Source organism: Sphingobacterium sp. FBM7-1 (assembly GCF_020687765.1).
In the GTDB taxonomy this organism is placed as follows: Bacteria; Bacteroidota; Bacteroidia; order Sphingobacteriales; family Sphingobacteriaceae; genus Sphingobacterium.
Map to the genome: position 1 here is coordinate 406,703 of NZ_JAJEWJ010000001.1, position 17,641 is coordinate 424,343.

The 17,641-nt window shown below is 43.9% G+C and carries 17 protein-coding genes; 13 read left to right on the forward strand and 4 right to left on the reverse strand.

Translation table 11 applies throughout. The annotated features are described in order from the left end of the window. Positions 1-155 precede the first annotated feature (155 nt). Complete coding sequence (gene rlmF, locus LKO28_RS01965; protein ID WP_227692857.1) at positions 156-1,061, forward strand: 23S rRNA (adenine(1618)-N(6))-methyltransferase RlmF; 906 nt, start codon at positions 156-158, stop codon at positions 1,059-1,061. A 15-nt stretch (positions 1,062-1,076) separates the two neighbouring features. On the opposite strand, the gene LKO28_RS01970 is transcribed toward rlmF, so the two are convergent. Further along, on the reverse strand, positions 1,077-2,441 hold the full coding sequence (locus LKO28_RS01970) for an NfeD family protein (RefSeq protein ID WP_227692858.1): 1,365 nt from the start codon (positions 2,439-2,441) through the stop codon (positions 1,077-1,079). 23 nt (positions 2,442-2,464) lie between these two features. Between LKO28_RS01970 and LKO28_RS01975 the strand changes: the two genes are divergently transcribed. The 10 genes from LKO28_RS01975 to LKO28_RS02020 all read left to right on the forward strand — a co-directional run bounded on the left by LKO28_RS01975 (position 2,465) and on the right by LKO28_RS02020 (position 13,225). After that, the gene (locus LKO28_RS01975; RefSeq protein WP_227692859.1) at positions 2,465-3,211 is read left to right on the forward strand and encodes a DUF4905 domain-containing protein; all 747 of its coding nucleotides are present in this window, start codon (positions 2,465-2,467) and stop codon (positions 3,209-3,211) included. Positions 3,212-3,221: 10 nt separating this feature from the next. Beyond that, positions 3,222-4,136, forward strand: coding sequence for a LysM peptidoglycan-binding domain-containing protein (locus tag LKO28_RS01980; RefSeq protein ID WP_227692860.1), 915 nt, complete (start codon positions 3,222-3,224; stop codon positions 4,134-4,136). Between the two features lie 8 nt (positions 4,137-4,144). Next, the gene (locus tag LKO28_RS01985; RefSeq protein WP_227692861.1) at positions 4,145-4,768 is read left to right on the forward strand and encodes a uridine kinase; all 624 of its coding nucleotides are present in this window, start codon (positions 4,145-4,147) and stop codon (positions 4,766-4,768) included. A 374-nt stretch (positions 4,769-5,142) separates the two neighbouring features. Beyond that, complete coding sequence (locus tag LKO28_RS01990; RefSeq protein WP_227692862.1) at positions 5,143-5,577, forward strand: transposase; 435 nt, start codon at positions 5,143-5,145, stop codon at positions 5,575-5,577. A 5-nt stretch (positions 5,578-5,582) separates the two neighbouring features. Then, on the forward strand, positions 5,583-6,227 hold the full coding sequence (locus LKO28_RS01995; RefSeq protein ID WP_227692863.1) for an SCO family protein: 645 nt from the start codon (positions 5,583-5,585) through the stop codon (positions 6,225-6,227). A gap of 10 nt (positions 6,228-6,237) precedes the next feature. Beyond that, complete coding sequence (locus tag LKO28_RS02000; protein WP_227692864.1) at positions 6,238-6,666, forward strand: c-type cytochrome; 429 nt, start codon at positions 6,238-6,240, stop codon at positions 6,664-6,666. Positions 6,667-6,924: 258 nt separating this feature from the next. Then, complete coding sequence (locus tag LKO28_RS02005; protein ID WP_227692865.1) at positions 6,925-7,512, forward strand: TetR/AcrR family transcriptional regulator; 588 nt, start codon at positions 6,925-6,927, stop codon at positions 7,510-7,512. Then, a complete protein-coding gene (locus LKO28_RS02010; RefSeq protein WP_227692866.1) occupies positions 7,502-8,842 on the forward strand; it encodes a TolC family protein in 1,341 nt (446 codons plus the stop codon). The genes LKO28_RS02005 and LKO28_RS02010 overlap by 11 nt, the downstream gene beginning before the upstream one ends. A gap of 38 nt (positions 8,843-8,880) precedes the next feature. Further along, complete coding sequence (locus LKO28_RS02015) at positions 8,881-10,017, forward strand: efflux RND transporter periplasmic adaptor subunit (RefSeq protein WP_227692867.1); 1,137 nt, start codon at positions 8,881-8,883, stop codon at positions 10,015-10,017. Between the two features lie 34 nt (positions 10,018-10,051). Beyond that, the gene (locus LKO28_RS02020) at positions 10,052-13,225 is read left to right on the forward strand and encodes an efflux RND transporter permease subunit (protein WP_227692868.1); all 3,174 of its coding nucleotides are present in this window, start codon (positions 10,052-10,054) and stop codon (positions 13,223-13,225) included. A gap of 127 nt (positions 13,226-13,352) precedes the next feature. On the opposite strand, the gene LKO28_RS02025 is transcribed toward LKO28_RS02020, so the two are convergent. Then, complete coding sequence (locus tag LKO28_RS02025) at positions 13,353-13,646, reverse strand: DUF202 domain-containing protein (RefSeq protein WP_227692869.1); 294 nt, start codon at positions 13,644-13,646, stop codon at positions 13,353-13,355. A 1,156-nt stretch (positions 13,647-14,802) separates the two neighbouring features. Here LKO28_RS02025 and LKO28_RS02030 point away from each other — a divergent pair. Beyond that, on the forward strand, positions 14,803-15,441 hold the full coding sequence (locus LKO28_RS02030) for a hypothetical protein (protein ID WP_227692870.1): 639 nt from the start codon (positions 14,803-14,805) through the stop codon (positions 15,439-15,441). Further along, on the forward strand, positions 15,438-15,641 hold the full coding sequence (locus LKO28_RS02035; protein WP_227692871.1) for a hypothetical protein: 204 nt from the start codon (positions 15,438-15,440) through the stop codon (positions 15,639-15,641). Before LKO28_RS02030 ends, LKO28_RS02035 begins: the two co-directional genes overlap by 4 nt. A gap of 160 nt (positions 15,642-15,801) precedes the next feature. Here LKO28_RS02035 and LKO28_RS02040 read toward each other — a convergent pair whose 3' ends face one another. Both LKO28_RS02040 and LKO28_RS02045 read right to left on the reverse strand, forming a co-directional pair. Beyond that, the gene (locus LKO28_RS02040; protein ID WP_227692872.1) at positions 15,802-17,094 is read right to left on the reverse strand and encodes a hypothetical protein; all 1,293 of its coding nucleotides are present in this window, start codon (positions 17,092-17,094) and stop codon (positions 15,802-15,804) included. A gap of 40 nt (positions 17,095-17,134) precedes the next feature. Next, positions 17,135-17,554, reverse strand: a complete 420-nt coding sequence (locus LKO28_RS02045) for a hypothetical protein (RefSeq protein ID WP_227692873.1) — start codon at positions 17,552-17,554, stop codon at positions 17,135-17,137. Between the last annotated feature and the right edge of the window lie 87 nt (positions 17,555-17,641).

Genomic DNA, 17,641 nt, shown 5'->3' on the forward strand with positions numbered 1-17,641 from the left:
CGCTAAAGATACCCTTTTTCGTGTTTATTGCCTGACCAATGATTGGATTAGTAAGGGGCGGGATGTTAAAATTTTTAAGCCGCGATTTATTTCATTCTTTTTTGAGGGAAAAAAGAACGTATAAAAGCGTTACCTTTGCATCAAATCACGCATATATGGATTCGAAAAAGAAGAAAAACGTACTGCACCCCCGAAACATCCATCAGGCGGGCTACGATTTCCCGAAGTTGGCGGAAGCAAACCCGGCACTAAATGATTATGTTATCGAAACAGCGTTCGGTACGACATCCATAGATTTCGCGAATCCTAAAGCGGTCATCGAACTCAATAAATCCTTACTTTTCGCTTACTATAATATACAGAACTGGTCGATCCTCAGAAATAGCCTTTGCCCGCCTATTCCCGGCCGGGCGGACTATATTCATTATGCGGCCGACCTGCTTGCGAAGGACAACGACGGTGTTATACCGACGGGTTCGCAAGTACAGGTTATGGACGTGGGTACGGGTTCTTCGATCATCTACCCTATACTGGGCGAACGTATATACGGCTGGAGTTTCTTGGGTACAGACATCGACGCTACAGTGTTAAACCATGCTCGATCGCTGGTTAAAAAGAATAGTGGATTATCGAAAAAGATTGTGTTTCAATTACAGGAAAACCGACAGCAAATCTTTGAGGATGTCCTGCGTAAAGACGATTATTTTCACCTCGTTGTCTGCAATCCGCCTTTCTATAAGTCACGGGAAGAAAATTGGCAAAAGACTAGCAAAAAGTTTCATGCGCTGCATAAAAATAAAGAGTCGCTTCCGGTGCAAAATTTTGGTGGACATCCGAATGAACTTTGGTGCGAAGGCGGCGAGAAAAAATTTGTACGCGACATGATCAACGAAAGCATGCGCTATAAAAAGCAGCTGGGCTGGATTACGAGCTTGGTTTCCAACAAAGAAAACTTGCCTCCGCTTATCGCCGTACTGGAATACAACAAGGCATCAAAAGTCGAAATCATTCCGATAGCGCAGGGGCAAAAAGCCATGCGCATTCTCGCTTGGAAGTGGTAGTGTAAGGAAAAATCCTTACGCTTCCCCTCTTACCGGTTTATCTTTCAGTCGTCGTACAAAAAGGCTGTAGTTCTCGTGCTTTTCTACGTATATCTCTTCACCTACCTCGATAAAACCGTCTAACGCAACGGCGTCGTACCACACACCGTCAATCTCGATTTTACCTGCCGGCCTTAAAACAGTGCGCGCGACACCATTTTGGTACAACAGGTTTGTTTTCTGTGGAGAAGAGGTATATCCACCATCTGCTTTTTGCTCGTCCTGCAAAACGAGGCGTTTAAAAGCGGAGGATCGCAGGATATTTTTACCGAAAATAACCATGAGCACAATAGAAAGCACCATGGCTCCTGTTACTATTAAAAACGATTCCATCAATAATCCGGGTTTGGCTAATTTAAAATCAAAAAAGTGGTTGTCTACCATCGAAAATGCGAGCCCGCATAGAATACATATAATACCCAATATGCCTGCAATACCGAAACCCGGTATAACGAACACTTCCAGCAGCAACAGTACGACGCCTAGTATAAATATGGCAATCTCCCAATGGTCTGCTAAGCCCTGTAAGTATAGCGGGGCAAAAAACAGCACGCCACAGAGCGCCGCAACGACAAGCGCAAAGCCAATCCCGGGAGTCTGTAGCTCGAAATAGATACCACCTATAATGCCTAAAATCAACAGTCCGCTGACCATCGGATTGATCAGAAATGCGATAATGCTGTCTATCACCGTAATCTGGTGCTGCACTACCTCGAAGTCACCATTTCCGATCTGTTGATAAACTTCGCCTACATCAGTTACGACAGCCTCAACAATCCCTGCACTTACCCCCTCTGAGGCCGTCAGGGTCAGCAATTTACCATCGGGTTTTAAACTAGGTACCGAGACTTCCGGATCGACGAAGGCTTCCGCTATTTTGGGATCCCGCCCTTTCGCTTCTGCCGTCGCGCGCATCAAGCCCCGCATATAGGACTGGTATTTTTCGGGCATAATCTCACCGCTTTGATTCACCACGCTCGCCGCGCCCATGCTCCCGCCCTTCTGCATGAAAATCTCATCAGAAGCCAATGAAATTAAAGCGCCTGCAGAAGCTGCGTTGTTATTAATATACACCACGGTATGCATATCGGACCCTAACAGCTTCGAACGGATGGAGTCTGCAAAATTCACGGCTCCACCAAATGTATTCAGTTCGATCAAAAAAGTCGCTGCTTTTAATTCCGTTGCTTTTTGATGCGCCAAATTAACCGTTCGCCAAGCATTTGGACCAATATCGTCTTTGATATCCACTTTATATATTTTCTGAGCGGATGCCGGTGAGAGCATTACACAAAAAGTAAAAAGAAAAGCAAAGAAGGATTTCGTAAATTTGTTATCCATAAACCAAAGTTCTTGCAATAGTAATGACTAAATATACAACAATAAAAACATTTGAAAAAGACTTTCCTCATCAAATCTGGAAAATTGTAGCGGATCCAGCGAATCAGCATATAGCCATAGAACTACGCGATACAGAATCTACTCGTGCTGCGCTATATGTAATTGATTTTGAAGGTAAAGAACTGTTACAGCATAAACAATTGGATGAGAAAGAATGGACACTCGAAGCCGTTCAACATAATACCCTTATTTTAAAACGGGTAGGCGATGTTCGTCCGGTAAAAGAAGGTATTTTGTTTTTAGATTTCCAAGGTAATACCCGGGCATTATGGCAAGAGTACATCTGGGTAGATACCTATCGCGATATGGTTAAGGTTCGGCATCGTAGTTTCCAGAGTGGTTTTGAAGAGTATATTGATACCCAAACGCTGCAAAAGACATCTACTGCCCCCCGGGAAATGGAATATTGCAGCGCCATTAAAATGCCCATTCCGTTTACCGCTCCACTCCCGTCGTACTTGAAAGATCTCGCCCTATCCGATGTACCTGCGGTTAGCCGCGCCGGCGAGCGGATATTGTGGTCCTATCATACCCAGGCGAATGAACACTACCAGTTAAACCTTTCCGTCGCTGATTCATCCAAGTTACTGGATACAATATGTTTATTAACGGATATGCCCAAAATGATTCCACAACCCTATTTTCAGATCGAAAATCAAATATTTTTAATGTCATATAATAAACAGGAAATTGTATCGTATTTAGTATAATTGCAAATATATGAGAAAAACTAAAGCTTTTTCGACCACGATAAAACTAGGAATTATGGGGGTATTATGTTGCCCTCTTTTTCTGACAGCTAAATCCCTTGATCATTCGAATAACAACGCTTGGAAGGCATCGTTCGCGCCAGATTCAGTCGGTACAGAAGTCATCAACGAGGAAGTGCATATCATCCATCGTATCGAACGCAAAGAGACTTACTACGCACTGAGCCGCCGATATCAAATCCCCGTAAATCGTATTATGGAGGTAAATAATAAAAAGGCGCTAAAACCCGGCGACACGGTAAAAGTGCCGACTGGCCGGCAGCGATCAGCGGCGGCAAATTCATCGCCGCAGCGTGCGCCAAAGCCGGATCAGGAACAGCAAAAGGTATTAACCGAATATAAGGTAGGTAAAAAGGAAACACTGTATGCAATATCCAGACGTTTTGGCACCACGGTGGACGCTATTAAGGAAATGAATGATCTACGCACCGATGCGCTTCGGGAAGGCATGATGTTGAAGATTCCGAATGCGGATTATCGCGAACCTGCCCCAGAAATACCCGAACCATCGGTACTGATCGATACCACTTCTGCCCCGGCCCTTACGCCCGAACAGATGATTGCTGCCAATCGTTACGGTATCCGCGAAAAACAAGAAAAAGGCATTGGTGTCTGGATCAGTGATCTGGAGACAGACGGGAAGAGCAACCTTGCGTTGCACAAGACCGCGCCGATTGGTACCATTTTGAAAATCACTAATCCGATGACACGGAACGTAACCTACGCGAAAGTGGTTGGGAAGTTTACCGATACAGCGGATACCAAAGACGCGATTGTCGTGCTATCAAAATCTGCCGCTACGTATATCGGAGCACTAGACAGAAAATTTCTGATCGAAATAGCCTATGGCGTACCCTTGCAATAAAACGTTAAATGGATAAGCCGTATGTTATTGGTATTGCAGGCAGCAGCGGATCGGGAAAAACGTTTTTTCTAAAGCGTTTTCTGGAACATTTTACGCCAGAACAGGTCACCTTGGTTTCCCAGGACGATTACTATATCCCCGCAAACACGAAAACCAAAGAAGAGAATCGCTTGTACAATTTTGATCTGCCTACCGCGATCAACCGGACGGGCTTTTTTCAAGATATAAAGCGACTTTTCGAGGGCCAAACGATTTACCGGAAGGAATATACGTTCAATAATCCCGACATCACACCCAAAACTTTGGAAATTAGGCCCGCACCGATTCTAATCGTGGAGGGCTTGTTTATTTTCCACTACGAAGAGGTTAATGAGCTATTGGATTACCGGATCTTTCTACACGCGGAAGAGTCGGTCGCACTAGCAAGAAGGCTACGGCGTGACCGGATAGAAAGAGGCTATGAACATGACGATGTGATGTATAAATGGATAAACCATGTCGTCCCCGCCTTTAATCGCTATTTACTGCCCTTTAAAGCGGGCGCTGACCTGCTTATCCAAAACAATACCGACGAGCCCCAAATCATGGATGATGCGGCACGGGAGATAGCGAATCGACTTAAACCGGCATAATTAAAAGCAGGTGAATGCATTAGGCCGGCTTCTCTCCTATTATAAAGAACACAATATTCCCCTGAAAACTATTTAGTTTCAATCTAAACAATTATCTTTGCTGACGCATGGAAAAGATAACACATCCTTTATTTGACTCCGCGGATGGCATTTCCTTTCTGGACGAAATGAAGAAGGGGATAAACTGTAATCCGGATTTGGGTTGCTGTGTATTTAAAAAATGTTGCAAAAAGTATAAACGGGGCAAACGGTGCAAAAAATGCCCCAAAGCATAATTCGTGCGCCCTATTTTCATGATTTAAACGCTACCCGTCTGTTTTTAACGAACAGCGTGTCTATATTTGTACGTTAAACATCACTAATAAAAAACAAACATGATCAGAAAGCTCACCTGGAGCACTTTAGCAGTTGGTTTACTCCTTGCAGGTGCCTGTCAAAACGCGAACAATAAAAACGAAGAAGCGGAAACGTTGGCTAAAAAAGCGATCGAAATACACGATGAGATTATGCCGCAGATTTCTGCTTTCGACAAACACGATATCTTAGTAGATTCTTTACTGAGCAATCTTTCTGCACTTAAAGCCAAAGATGCAACGCTTGACACGGCGGAGACACGCCAAGAATTTCAGACGCTTAAAGGAGACCTGGAATCTGCTACAGACAAAATGATGGTCTGGATGAAAGAATACACCATGGACAGCACGGACGTGGCCTATCAACAAGCGGAGATAGACCGTATCTCGGCATTGAAAACAGAATTTGAACAGGTAGAATACGAAGCGCAGCGGTTATTGGCGCCTTTTAAGTAGTAACTATGAAATCTTATATAACAACATCCCTGGGGATGATGGCTCTTGCTGCTGTAGTATGGGGCTGCTCGGGAACAGCGGAAAAAAAGCTACCCATTATCGGCGAACGAGAAACGACGGAACGTATGGTAGATGGCCAGACGATTGTGGATACGATCTATCACCAGATTCCGGCTTTTGCATTCATCAATCAAGATAGTGTAGCCCTTACCGATAAGGATTTTGATGGCAAAGTATACGTGGCTAATTTCTTTTTCACCCATTGTCCTAGCATCTGCCCTACGATGCAACGGAATCTGCTAAAAGTGTATGAAAAATACAAAGGCGACGAACGGCTCGCATTTTTGTCGCACAGCATCGATTTTAAGTATGATAAGCCGAGTGTATTGAAATCTTACGCAGAAAAATTAGGGGTTACGAATGATCAATGGCAATTTGTAACCGGCGATAAAAAAGCGGTGTATGGCATCGCCGATCAATACCTGGTATATACGAAAGAGGATGAAAACGCACCGGGAGGCTATGATCATCAAAGTTATTTGGTATTGATTGATCAGCAAAAACGTATCCGCGGGGCTTATGATGGCACCAACGACGAGCAAGTAGCGCAACTTTTTTCTGACTTGGAGATTTTATTACAAGAACAGTAACGGAGTTGACATGCGGAATACATTATTTTCTCTTACCATGATAAGCATACTGATCGGTATGCTTATTTTTTCTTGCCAACCCAATGTAAGTATCGAAACAGCACAATATGCCGTAAATGGCCAGAAGCTCTATGTTACACATTGCCAAAATTGCCACGGTGCAAAAGGCGAAGGCTTAGGCATGCTCTATCCTCCCCTAACCGATACTACTTATTTACAGAATAATCGGTCCAAACTGGCTCATATCGTTCGTAATGGTATGACGGGACCGGTGGAAATCAACGGAAAAACTTATGAAAGCGAGATGCCGGGCAATAAGGAACTTACCGATGTGGATATTGCTTATATACTCACTTATATTACCACAACTTTTGGCAACAGTACCCAGACCTATACCCACGAAGAAGTTAAAAAAAGTTTAACAGATCCCAAGCAATAATAAGCTGTTTACGCGGTCTAAAAAAAAAGAAGGTTTCCAAACGGGGAGAATGGAAACCTTTCTAAACTAACCAATTATAAACCTAAATTATGATACCACAAAGATAAGGCGGATTAGTTGATTATGCAAATGTTTTCCGCTGAAAAGCCCATATTTAACAAAAAATTAACATTGGTGTCCTCTTAACACTAACTAACGGATATTTATAACAAATATTTGACATTTACGACTTCATAATTTCACTACATTTGCACCCGAATGAACGTTCAATTGCTAAATAAAAAAGAGGCTATCTTCGAGAGCACGCTGAAACTCATTAATGAGTATGGCTTTCACGGGACGCCCATGAGTCAGATCGCTTCACATGCTAATGTAGCTACCGGCACGATCTATCATTACTTCAATTCTAAAGATGAATTGATTATCGAACTTTTTAAGTATTGCCGGGAAAAAACAAATCTGCATATTTTCAGTTTTAATGAAGACCTCCCCTACAAGGAAAAGTTCTTTTTCATCTGGAATAGATTGGTAGATTATTACATCGCGCATAAGGAGACGTTTTGGTTCATCGAACAATTTTACTCCTCACCCTACTACGAGCTCATCAAACAAAAGAAGACCACGTATTATGGTGTGGACAAAATGCAGCAGTTTTTTGAAGAAGGCATAAAATCGGACGTTCTTCGAAACGTCAGTTTCTACACATTGATCTCCATATACATTGGGTCGGCGACCTCCCATGTTAAAATGGTGACTTATGGCTTCTGTAAGATGCAAACGAAAGGTCGCGAGGAATTAATTGAAATAATTTGGAATGGTGTTAAAAATCAAAAATATGAGGGTTAAAAAAGTAGCTTTATCGTTGTTACTTGCATGTTCTCTTGCAGGCCACGCAGAAGCACAAACAGTTCCGACTGAACAAACGGAACAACTGAATGGCAATGCAACGTTAGACGATCTTATCGAATACGCTTTACGCAACAAGATCGAACTTAAACAAGCATTTATTGATAAGGAAATCGGCGAACGGCAGATTGCTTCGGCTTTATCCGGATGGTTTCCCCAAATCAATGCCTCTGCCTCGCTCGTACACAATATCCAATTGCCTGCGATGGTGATTGGTGGCGAAACCATACGCATGGGACAAAACAACACCAGCGCGATAGGCTTTCAGGCTGATCAAGCTATACTTAGTCCGGAGTTATTTCAGGCATCGCGCGCAGCGAAATATATACGCGAACAAAATAATCTGAACGTAGAAGACACCAAGATCAATACCGTCGTAGATGTGAGTAAAGCGTATTACGACATCCTGACTTCGGAAGAAACGATCAACATCATTAACGAGAACATTGCTCGTTTACAAAGACAGTTTACCGAAGCCAACGCCCGTTATGAAACTGGATTGGTGGACAAAATTGACTTTAAGCGTGCACAAATATCGTTGAATAATGCGAATGCCCAGTTGAAATCCGCTAACGAAGCCCGCAAGTTTAAATATGATTATTTGAAATCACTTTTAAATATTCCGACGGCGGAGAATATTTCACTATCCTTCGTTGATCAGTCGCTCGAAGCAAATATTTTACTGGACACAACCGAATTGCTCAATATTGCTAATCGGGTAGAATTCCAGCAGTTGGAGACATTACGTGATATCCAGAAACTAAACACCCAATATCAGAAATGGAGTTTCATGCCGCGGTTGGGCGCGTATGCCAACTATAACATGAACTACTTCAACAATGAATTTAGTCGCTTATATCGTAATAACGTACCGAGTTCATCAGTAGGACTCTCCTTATCGTTACCGATCTTTACGGGAACGAAGCGTATACAGGAAATCCGCCGGTCAGAATTGGAAGAAAAAAGAATCGAATGGGATTTACAGAATTTAGAGAATATGATCAGCGCCGAATATTCTGCGGCGATGGCGAGTTACCGCTCCAATATGAACGAATGGCGAAATGCGCGCGAAAACATGAGTTTATCGGAAGAGGTATATAATACCATCAAATTGCAATACGACGCTGGTGTGAAAACCTATTTGGAACTCATGACGGCAGAGACCGATCTTAAAACGACGCAATTAACTTACTTAAACGCCTTATATGCAGTACTTTCTAGCAAGCTAGATATCCAAAAAGCATTGGGGACTGTCGATACTTCACGCTAACACACCTTTTATCCATCAACAACGAAATACACGAAAACATGAATAAGAATTATTTATTTTCTACATTACTTATAGGTTCTGCTTTATTTTGGCAATCTTGTGGTTCTAACGACCAAGGGCAGCAGCATGCCGCCGCCGCTGGCCAGATGGCTATTCCGGTCAGCACCACTACCGTATCACAGGAAATTGTATCAGGAAACAAGAGTTATGCGGCGAGTGTAGTTCCACTACAGGAGGCACACTTAATGGCAGAAGTATCGGGCTATGTAACAAAAATACATGTTGCGGATGGGGCGACGGTTTCAAAGGGACAAGCTTTGTACGAAATTGACCGGGTACGCTATCAAGCGGCTGTGGATCAAGCGAAAGCTAATCTAGAGATTGCGAAAGCTAATTTGCAGCGTGTAGAAAAAGATTTGGCGCGTTATCAGACACTTTCGGAACAAGATGCGATCGCGAAGCAAACCTTAGACTATGCGTTGACCGATGTCAACAATCAAAAGGCACAGATACAAGCTGCGCAGGCGGCATTGACCACAGCACAGACTAATTTAGAGCGTTCGATTATACGTGCGCCTTTTAGCGGGGCGGTGGGCATTTCGCAAGTGCGTACCGGTGCGTTGGTGTCTCCGGGTGTTACTATGTTGAACACGATAAGCGCCATCGATCCGATTGCGGTGGAGTTTCAGATCAGCGAAAAAGAGATTACCGAGTTTGCGGGTTACCAATCGGGAAAATTAGCTACTGACGTAACGGTTTCCTTGCCTAATAACAGCATCTATAGCCATAATGGGAAAATCGCTACGATGGATAGAGCCGTCGATCCGACGACCGGAAGATTAACTATCCGGGCATCCTTCAGCAACCCACAAAATGAGTTGCGTGCCGGTATGAACGTGACGATGCATGTGAAAAGCACTACAGCAACGGAGCAGCTTACCATTCCATTTAAAGCTGTACAAGACCAGTTAGGTGTTTATAATGTTTACGTCGTAAACGACAGCAGCCAAGCAATAGCCCGTCCGGTAGAACTGGGCTTGAAAGTGGAAGACAAAGTTGTTGTCAATAACGGTTTAGAAGCCGGAGAACGGATTGTAGTAGACGGTATTATGAACGTACGGAACGGTGCGAAGGTAGCAGAAACACCTGCTGAGCAGCCTGCACCCCAGAACTAGTTGTTGTAGCTTTAATTAAGTAGAATAGAATAATATGATATCAGAAGTTTTTATAAGAAGGCCCGTCACGGCAATCGTAATCTCGATATTGATTATGATTATCGGTACGATTTCCATTCTGACCTTGCCCATAAGTCAATACCCATCCATTGCCCCTCCTACCGTAACGGTAACGGCAAACTATACGGGTGCGGATGCACAAACCGTCGAACAGACGGTTACCACACCGATAGAGAGCCAGATTAACGGTACGCCAGGCATGATCTATATGTCGTCAAACAGTACCTCCAACGGACAATCTAGTATCACCGTTACGTTTGAAGTAGGTACCGATATCGACATTGCGACACTAGACGTACAAAACCGTGTAGGTATCGCAGAACCAGCTTTACCAGAGGCTGTACGCCGTTTAGGAGTAACTACCCGTAAAGCAAATACTGATATCTTGATGCTCGTATCACTGGTTTCACCAAATGGTACGCGTGATGACAAATTCTTGGCCAACTACGCCAACTTATACCTGAAAGACGCAATAATGCGGGTGAAGGGTGTGGGTGATGTAACGGCTTTCGGCCAGCCTTTTGCGATGCGCGTATGGTTGGATGCCAATAAATTGACAGCATTAAACCTGACACCGGCCGATGTATCCAACGCGATTGCAGAGCAAAACTTACGGATGCCCGGTGGTTCGGTAGGTGCGCCGCCGCAACATAATTCGCAGGTATTTGAATATCCGGTTATTACCGACTCTGATCTTTCAGAGGTACAAGATTTTGAAGAGATTATTGTAAAAACCAACCCAGTCGACGGATCTATCGTGCTTTTAAAAGACGTAGCCCGGGTAGAATTGGGACAGTTTAACTACGCCACAACCACCCGTGTAGACGGCATGACCTCTACCGGTATGATGGTAGCGCAAACGCCAGGTGGAAACGCGGTGGAAACAGCCGAAGGTATTTACACGGCGTTAGAAGAGCTAAAGCAATCCTTTCCGCCTGATGTAGATTACGTCGTGGGTTACGAGACGGTATCGGTGGTAAATGCCTCTATTGAATCGGTTATCCATACGCTCATTGAAGCGTTGTTATTGGTAACGATTGTGGTATTTTTCTTCTTGCAGTCGTGGCGTGCTACGCTTATCCCCCTTTTGGCGATTCCGGTTTCTATTGTGGGTACGTTTATTTTCTTTACGCTGTTTGGATTCTCCATCAACAACCTAACGCTATTGGCTTTCGTATTGGCCATTGGTATTGTGGTGGATGATGCCATTGTGGTTGTGGAGGCCGTACAGCACTATATCGACCATTATAAAATGGACGCCAAAGAAGCGACCCGACGCGCAATGAAAGACATCACCGCTCCGGTTATTGCGATCGGATTGATCTTAGCAGCGGTATTCGTTCCGGTAGGTTTTATCCCGGGTATGGTGGGTCAGCTCTATCAGCAGTTTGCGATCACCATCGCGGTATCGGTATTATTGTCTGCATTTATTGCACTCTCCCTTACCCCTGCGCTGTGTTCGATCATGTTGAGACCAACGGCCGTTCATAAAGACGCTAAAGGCTTAAATAAATTTTTCTACAAGTTCAACCTTTGGTTTGAGCGTGTAACCTTCAAATACTCCAAAGGGGTTAAAAGTCTGATTCGCCGGGCTCCCCTAGCGTTGATTATTTTGCTCTGCTTATATGTGGGTACGGGATACATGTTCCAGGTTAAACCGACAGGCTTTATCCCTACGGAAGACAATGGTATGTTCTTCGCTGGGGTTACCCTTCCCGAAGGATCGTCCGCTGCGCGTACCGGTGAAGTGCTGGACGAGCTGGAAGCGGATCTTCGGAAAGATTATCCGGAAATCAAACACATTACTTTGATTTCAGGTATCAACATCTTAAACCGTTCGTTTAAGTCGAATGGGGCTACCTTGTTCGTATCGCTAAAACCTTGGTCGGAACGTACACGTACGGCTGCGGAAGTAGCGGGCGGAATCATGGGGAAATACGCGCATTACGATAAAGCCAATGTACTGGCCGTTACGCCGCCGGCTATCCCGGGATTAGGTACATCCGGCGGTTTCTCTATGATGCTACAGGACCACCAGACGGTCGACATCAAACAGTTTGAAAGTGTCGTGGGGCAATTCTTGGCTGCTGCCAATCAACGTCCCGAAATAGGTATGGCCTATACCTTATTTAGCTCGAACTCACCAAACTTTAAGATCTCGGTAAACCGGGAGCAAGCCAAAAGAATGTCTGTTCCGGTATCCTCGGTATACAGTACGATTTCTGCCTACTTGGGATCAGCCTATGTAAATGACTTTACGCGTTACGGACGGAACTTCCGTGTGGTAACACAGGCAGATCAGGATTTCCGGATGAACATCGAGGACCTGAATAAGTTATACGTAAATAATGTAAGTGGTAACCCTGTTCCGTTAAGCACCCTGATTTCATGGGAGCTGGTACAGAATCCTTCCATCATCAACCACTATAACATCTTCCGGAGTATTGAGGTGAGTGGTTCGGCCGCGCCGGGTTACAGTTCTGGAGATGCTCTTCGGGCGCTCGAGGAAGTGGCTGCGCAAACTTTACCGAACGGCTATGGTTACGACTTTTCGGGATTATCGTTACAAGAAAAGCAATCGGGTAATATGACGATTATGATCTTTGCGTTATGTATCGTCTTTGTATTCCTCCTACTTGCTTCCCTATACGAAAGCTGGTCGGTTCCGTTCTCTATTCTCCTTTCGGTACCGCTAGGGGTATTTGGTGCCATCCTAACGTTACTTTTCATCCCTGCTCTAGATAACAACATCTACGCGCAGATTGGTTTGGTAACGATTATTGGTTTGGCTTCTAAAAACGCCATTTTGATCGTGGAATTTGCGAAAGAACGTGTAGATATTGGTATGCCGCTACTAGAAGCAACACTAGATGCTGTTAAGTTAAGGCTACGCCCTATTATCATGACATCCTTTGCTTTTATCTTGGGTATTATACCATTGATGTTATCGACCGGCGCTGGTGCATTCTCGCGTCAGACAATCGGTTGGACAGTATTCGGCGGAATGATGGCCGCTACATTGATTGGTATTTTCATCATTCCGATTCTGTTTTATGTGATCACAAAAATGGCTTACGGAAAGAAAAAGCTTGCTGAATTGGAAGCGAACTTCGATCCAGAAAAAGCGAAGAATTTAAGTTCCCACTAATTACTAAACAACAACAAGTGGATGAAGGTGGCCTATATGGTCACCTTTTTTTGTTTGTAGTCGTCCCTATCCCTGTCAAGAAAGAAAGTTATTGTCATCGGTAGCCTCCCTTTTGTCACATAAGGAATTACTTACTATCCAGATACTCTATTTTATAATCGCCGATATGCGTATAACTTTTGGCAATTCTCTTTTTATGTGCGAAATAATTCAATAGTCCGATTACGATCAGTATTACAGAAATCCCAATAAATATGGTTTCAATAACGAGTCCGTATTCTACGGTAGTCAAATTGTTTAAACTTATACCGGCTACCAAAAAATACATGGAGGTCCGCAAAAAAGCCAATAAAGTCGTTTGATTGGCTAAAATGGTTCGTTGTAACGCCAATTTTTCTCTTAAAATTAAATCCTTATTCATTCTTTCTCTATCGTAAGTAATTTGGTTTCTATCCCGTCTCACACTCATGCTCCCACCAGCCGCAGCAACTTATTAGTACAGAAGATCTCTGCGTTTCTATAATAAGTGCTAACGTTAGGCCCAAATTTACTATCAAGTTTGGACTTTATTAGATCTTTCTCGCGCTAAAGGTAAAATTATCAATCTTTATCCACAGAAATTCATTAACTGACCTGTAGTTCATAGGGTGGATACTTTTATCTCGGCTGAATAGGAATTAAATCGAAAGGCGTTTATGATCGCGCAGCTATCTCTCTAGATTGAAAGTTATAAAAGATAAGAGGGCTTTTGACGGAACCACGTGAGAAACTCGGCAGGCTTTTCCATCGTAGCGTAAAGCTTCCGCCTTATCACGCGCCACGTTTACGCCGGCACTTATGACTTTTCCTTCTTAGCGTATAGCTTTTGCCTAATAACGTATAGCTTTTGCCTTGTACGTATACCTTATGCAGCGGAACACATACCATGCGCATCATACCGTATAACCAATCGATCGTCTGGTATATGTTTCGCGCGTTTCGGTTAGCGTCTTATCCGATAGGCTATACGATTTGGCGCGACACGTATATCCTATGCAGCGGAACGTATACCGTGCGCATCATACCGTATAACCAATCGACCGCCTTGTATATGTTTCGCACGTTTCCTTCAGCATTTTATCCAAAAGGCTATGCAATTTGACGCGGCACGCATACCTTTTGGGCCATAACCTATAACTAATGAACGATCACGTATAGCTTTCAAGCCGTAACGTATAACAAATGAACAATCACGTAGAAGTTTTTGTCCATTACGTATACGTAACGGTAAGGAGCCACTCACCTCAGAAACCGAATTTCTGATCGTTAAACTCGCTTTTTCGACGGATTTAGGGCTGAGGTGACTAAAAGTGCAGACAAAATATCGCCTTGTGCGGAAAAATTTGCACCCACAGACCCCAAGTTGGTCAGATGCCCTTTTTATATTTGCGCAGAAAATATAGAAAGGGTTGAAATTCCATGAGATTTTTCGCTCGACTTGAATTTCGTTTAAGTAGGGAGGTCTAAAGAATTTCTGTATTTACACATCAAGATAAACTAATATTTTCGTATATCTTATCATTTTTTTACATGTGTGTATGGAGATCACTCGGATTATAGGTTCTCATGCTGATCAGCTACTGCCTCATCAACTATTGATGTCGTGGTTAAAGGGTTACAAGCGACCAAATGACAAAATCTTAGGGTTAAAGGCACAGGGCATTTTGGAACCGCTAAAAAAAGTATTATATATTGCAGGCCCCTCCATTTCGGAGACAAAGCCGGACGCTTTTTTGATAGCGAACCACCTGTTGGGGCCGAGTTACGTCTCTGTGGAAACTGCGCTATCTTTTTATGGGCTGATACCCGAACGGGTTTATGAAATATCGTCCATGACAACCAAGGCACCACGGTCTTTTAAAACAACAGTGGAACGGTTCACGTACACCCGGCTTCCGTTGCCTCATTATTCCTTTGGCTTAAATATGCTTCAACTTCCGTCCAATCAGTATGCTATTGTGGCTTCTCGGGAAAAGGCATTATGCGATAAGATCGTGACGACATCGGGCCTAATATTGAGAAGTGTCCGCAATGCCTATGACTATCTTGTCGAAGACATGCGGATCGATGAATCTGCACTAAAAGATCTGGATACTAACGCGATACAGGAATGGATTTCCGATCCACCGAAAAGAGATAGTTTAGGGATGGTTGTTAAAATGATCGAGCAATTATGATAAAAGAATGGTTAGATAGCTATAAGCCTAGGAATGAACAGGACGCTAGAGATGCGCTGAGGGAAATTATGCAGGAGATTGCACTTGCGGGTGCCCTTATTCTATCCTCTCCTGTGCAAATTCCCTACTTCAAAACAATAATCATAAGAATGTTTAAGGAACACCACTTTGATAGTGGTAAAGCAATAATGTCACGGTAGATTCATTGTCAGTGTTTCGACAATAAAGTTTCTACTGCTTTCAGAGGGCACAGCGTATCAATCCTATTATAGGTCTGGGCAGTTCTCCTTTATAAGATAAGAACCGATCCAGACCTATTTCTTTTTTCGTCTTAATTTAATTATGCTCAATCAAACAGCATTACATCCCCCTTTTCACCACAACAATATCGCTGGCATACCCATTGTTGTCTTCATGGGATAATCTGACCGCTTCACCATTAATCCAATAGGTGGCCGACCGTCTGTCCAAGGATTCGACCCCGGCGACATATACTTTACCATCCAATACAAAAATACCATTTGCTTCTGCATGGTGTGCGCCGTCCGTTAGATCTACGGCTTCACCATTCTTCCAGTAACGGGCTATACGAACCGTTCCCGAACCCGAGGAGCGGGGAACAGTTTCCCAACCGGCCACATACACATCGCCATTCTCAATAAATATAGCATTGGCCTGAGATGCCCTTTCTCCGGTACCTAAGGCAATTTTTTCGCCGTTCTTCCAATATTGAGCAACGTCCGGGCTACCAAAAGTATATCCGGCAACATATACATCTCCGTTGCCTGCCACAGCGATGTCCGTTACCTCTCCCGGCTCTCCTTCCAGTGGAACACTTGCCCCGTTCTTCCAGTACATCAAATCTCCGTCCAGCATCCCCGCTATATAAACGTCATTGTCCTTCACAGCGATGGAGCCTCCACTGGTATTACCAAGTGTTCCACTTGCCGCCGTAACCAACTCACCATTTTTCCAATACACAATAGATGTAACAGAACCAGATTCGTTTTTTATTCCACCGACATACACATCGCCATCAGATACATAGACATCCGTTGCCGAAGCAAACCCACTTGACTCGGTCAATTCCTCCAGATGTCCATCTACTTCAAAGAACGCTGTGGCACGGCTGGACGAATACACTCTTTCACCCACAACATATACTTTATTATCCGCTACGGCAATACGGTTAAAAATCATATCCGCAGCCGCTTCGTGATTGAATACATTTGGCTCTCCATTTTTCCAATAGAGTGGCTGATAATGATTCAATCCCTCTGTTCCTTCGTCACCAAGCACGTAAATATCGACGTCGTATGACGCTTCTTCTATCACGACGGTCAATGGTTCGCTGTCTTTATAGCCTTGCTTTTTCGCTACGACCGATGTTGTTCCGGGATCGGCAAAGGTATGTCGATACCCCGTTATATTATTGCCATCAATAAAGAGATCCGCATCCGCAACGGGCTGCCCGTTCGCAGTAACCTCAAATGTAATCTCCGAACCGGCGATTACCGTTGTTTCATCGGCACGAAGCTCCAATTGCACTTCTTCTTCCTCTTCGGTCACGTTGGGTTCGTGCTTTTTGGAGCAGGCCGCCATCAGGCATACAACAAGCATGCCTATCAAGCTTTGTATTATTGTCTTGTTCATCTCTAATTATTTATTGCCTGTCCCGACGACAAGCGGGTTGTTATTCATAAAAGTGTAGCGCAATACCTTGTAATGAGCCAGAAGTATCGTCTACCCGGCTATCGCTTAACGATATAGCGAGTTCGGTTCCGTTTTTTTCCGCGCGCCATTCAGCTGTTCTCATTTTACCGGGTTTGTCGTCAATACGTTCACTCGTTATCGCCCAACCATTGGTACTGTATGCTTTTGTAAAAAAATCTACCGCTTCTACCCACGTATCAGCGTACTTAAACGCTGCACTTTTACCAACCGTGGCATCTGTACAAGCCGTTAGCGTGGCCGAAGTCGGGAAAGGCACTGAGGTTTCCAAGCATTCGTTAAGCTCATTGTTGACGGTATCTTTACGGCCACTTTTGGAGCAGGACATGGAACTTATTGCCATGACTGCGATAGCAATGTATGTAAATCTTATCATTTTCATTTGAATAATTTGTTTTTTAACGGCAATGAAGCTTGCATGAGCTATTCATGTTCTTTTTTGAGCAGCAGCTCATGCAGGTTTCATCTC

Coding starts and splice junctions, on each gene's coding strand:
- LKO28_RS02005 (WP_227692865.1), top strand. CDS start 6,925: ATGAACGTTCAATTGCTAAATAAAAAAGAGGCTATCTTCGAGAGCACG.
- LKO28_RS01990 (WP_227692862.1), top strand. CDS start 5,143: ATGATCAGAAAGCTCACCTGGAGCACTTTAGCAGTTGGTTTACTCCTT.
- LKO28_RS02015 (WP_227692867.1), top strand. CDS start 8,881: ATGAATAAGAATTATTTATTTTCTACATTACTTATAGGTTCTGCTTTA.
- LKO28_RS01970 (WP_227692858.1), bottom strand. CDS start 2,441: ATGGATAACAAATTTACGAAATCCTTCTTTGCTTTTCTTTTTACTTTT.
- LKO28_RS02035 (WP_227692871.1), top strand. CDS start 15,438: ATGATAAAAGAATGGTTAGATAGCTATAAGCCTAGGAATGAACAGGAC.
- LKO28_RS02040 (WP_227692872.1), bottom strand. CDS start 17,094: ATGAACAAGACAATAATACAAAGCTTGATAGGCATGCTTGTTGTATGC.
- LKO28_RS02000 (WP_227692864.1), top strand. CDS start 6,238: ATGCGGAATACATTATTTTCTCTTACCATGATAAGCATACTGATCGGT.
- LKO28_RS02020 (WP_227692868.1), top strand. CDS start 10,052: ATGATATCAGAAGTTTTTATAAGAAGGCCCGTCACGGCAATCGTAATC.
- LKO28_RS01985 (WP_227692861.1), top strand. CDS start 4,145: ATGGATAAGCCGTATGTTATTGGTATTGCAGGCAGCAGCGGATCGGGA.
- LKO28_RS01975 (WP_227692859.1), top strand. CDS start 2,465: ATGACTAAATATACAACAATAAAAACATTTGAAAAAGACTTTCCTCAT.
- LKO28_RS01980 (WP_227692860.1), top strand. CDS start 3,222: ATGAGAAAAACTAAAGCTTTTTCGACCACGATAAAACTAGGAATTATG.
- LKO28_RS01995 (WP_227692863.1), top strand. CDS start 5,583: ATGAAATCTTATATAACAACATCCCTGGGGATGATGGCTCTTGCTGCT.
- LKO28_RS02045 (WP_227692873.1), bottom strand. CDS start 17,554: ATGAAAATGATAAGATTTACATACATTGCTATCGCAGTCATGGCAATA.
- rlmF (WP_227692857.1), top strand. CDS start 156: ATGGATTCGAAAAAGAAGAAAAACGTACTGCACCCCCGAAACATCCAT.
- LKO28_RS02030 (WP_227692870.1), top strand. CDS start 14,803: ATGGAGATCACTCGGATTATAGGTTCTCATGCTGATCAGCTACTGCCT.
- LKO28_RS02010 (WP_227692866.1), top strand. CDS start 7,502: ATGAGGGTTAAAAAAGTAGCTTTATCGTTGTTACTTGCATGTTCTCTT.
- LKO28_RS02025 (WP_227692869.1), bottom strand. CDS start 13,646: ATGAATAAGGATTTAATTTTAAGAGAAAAATTGGCGTTACAACGAACC.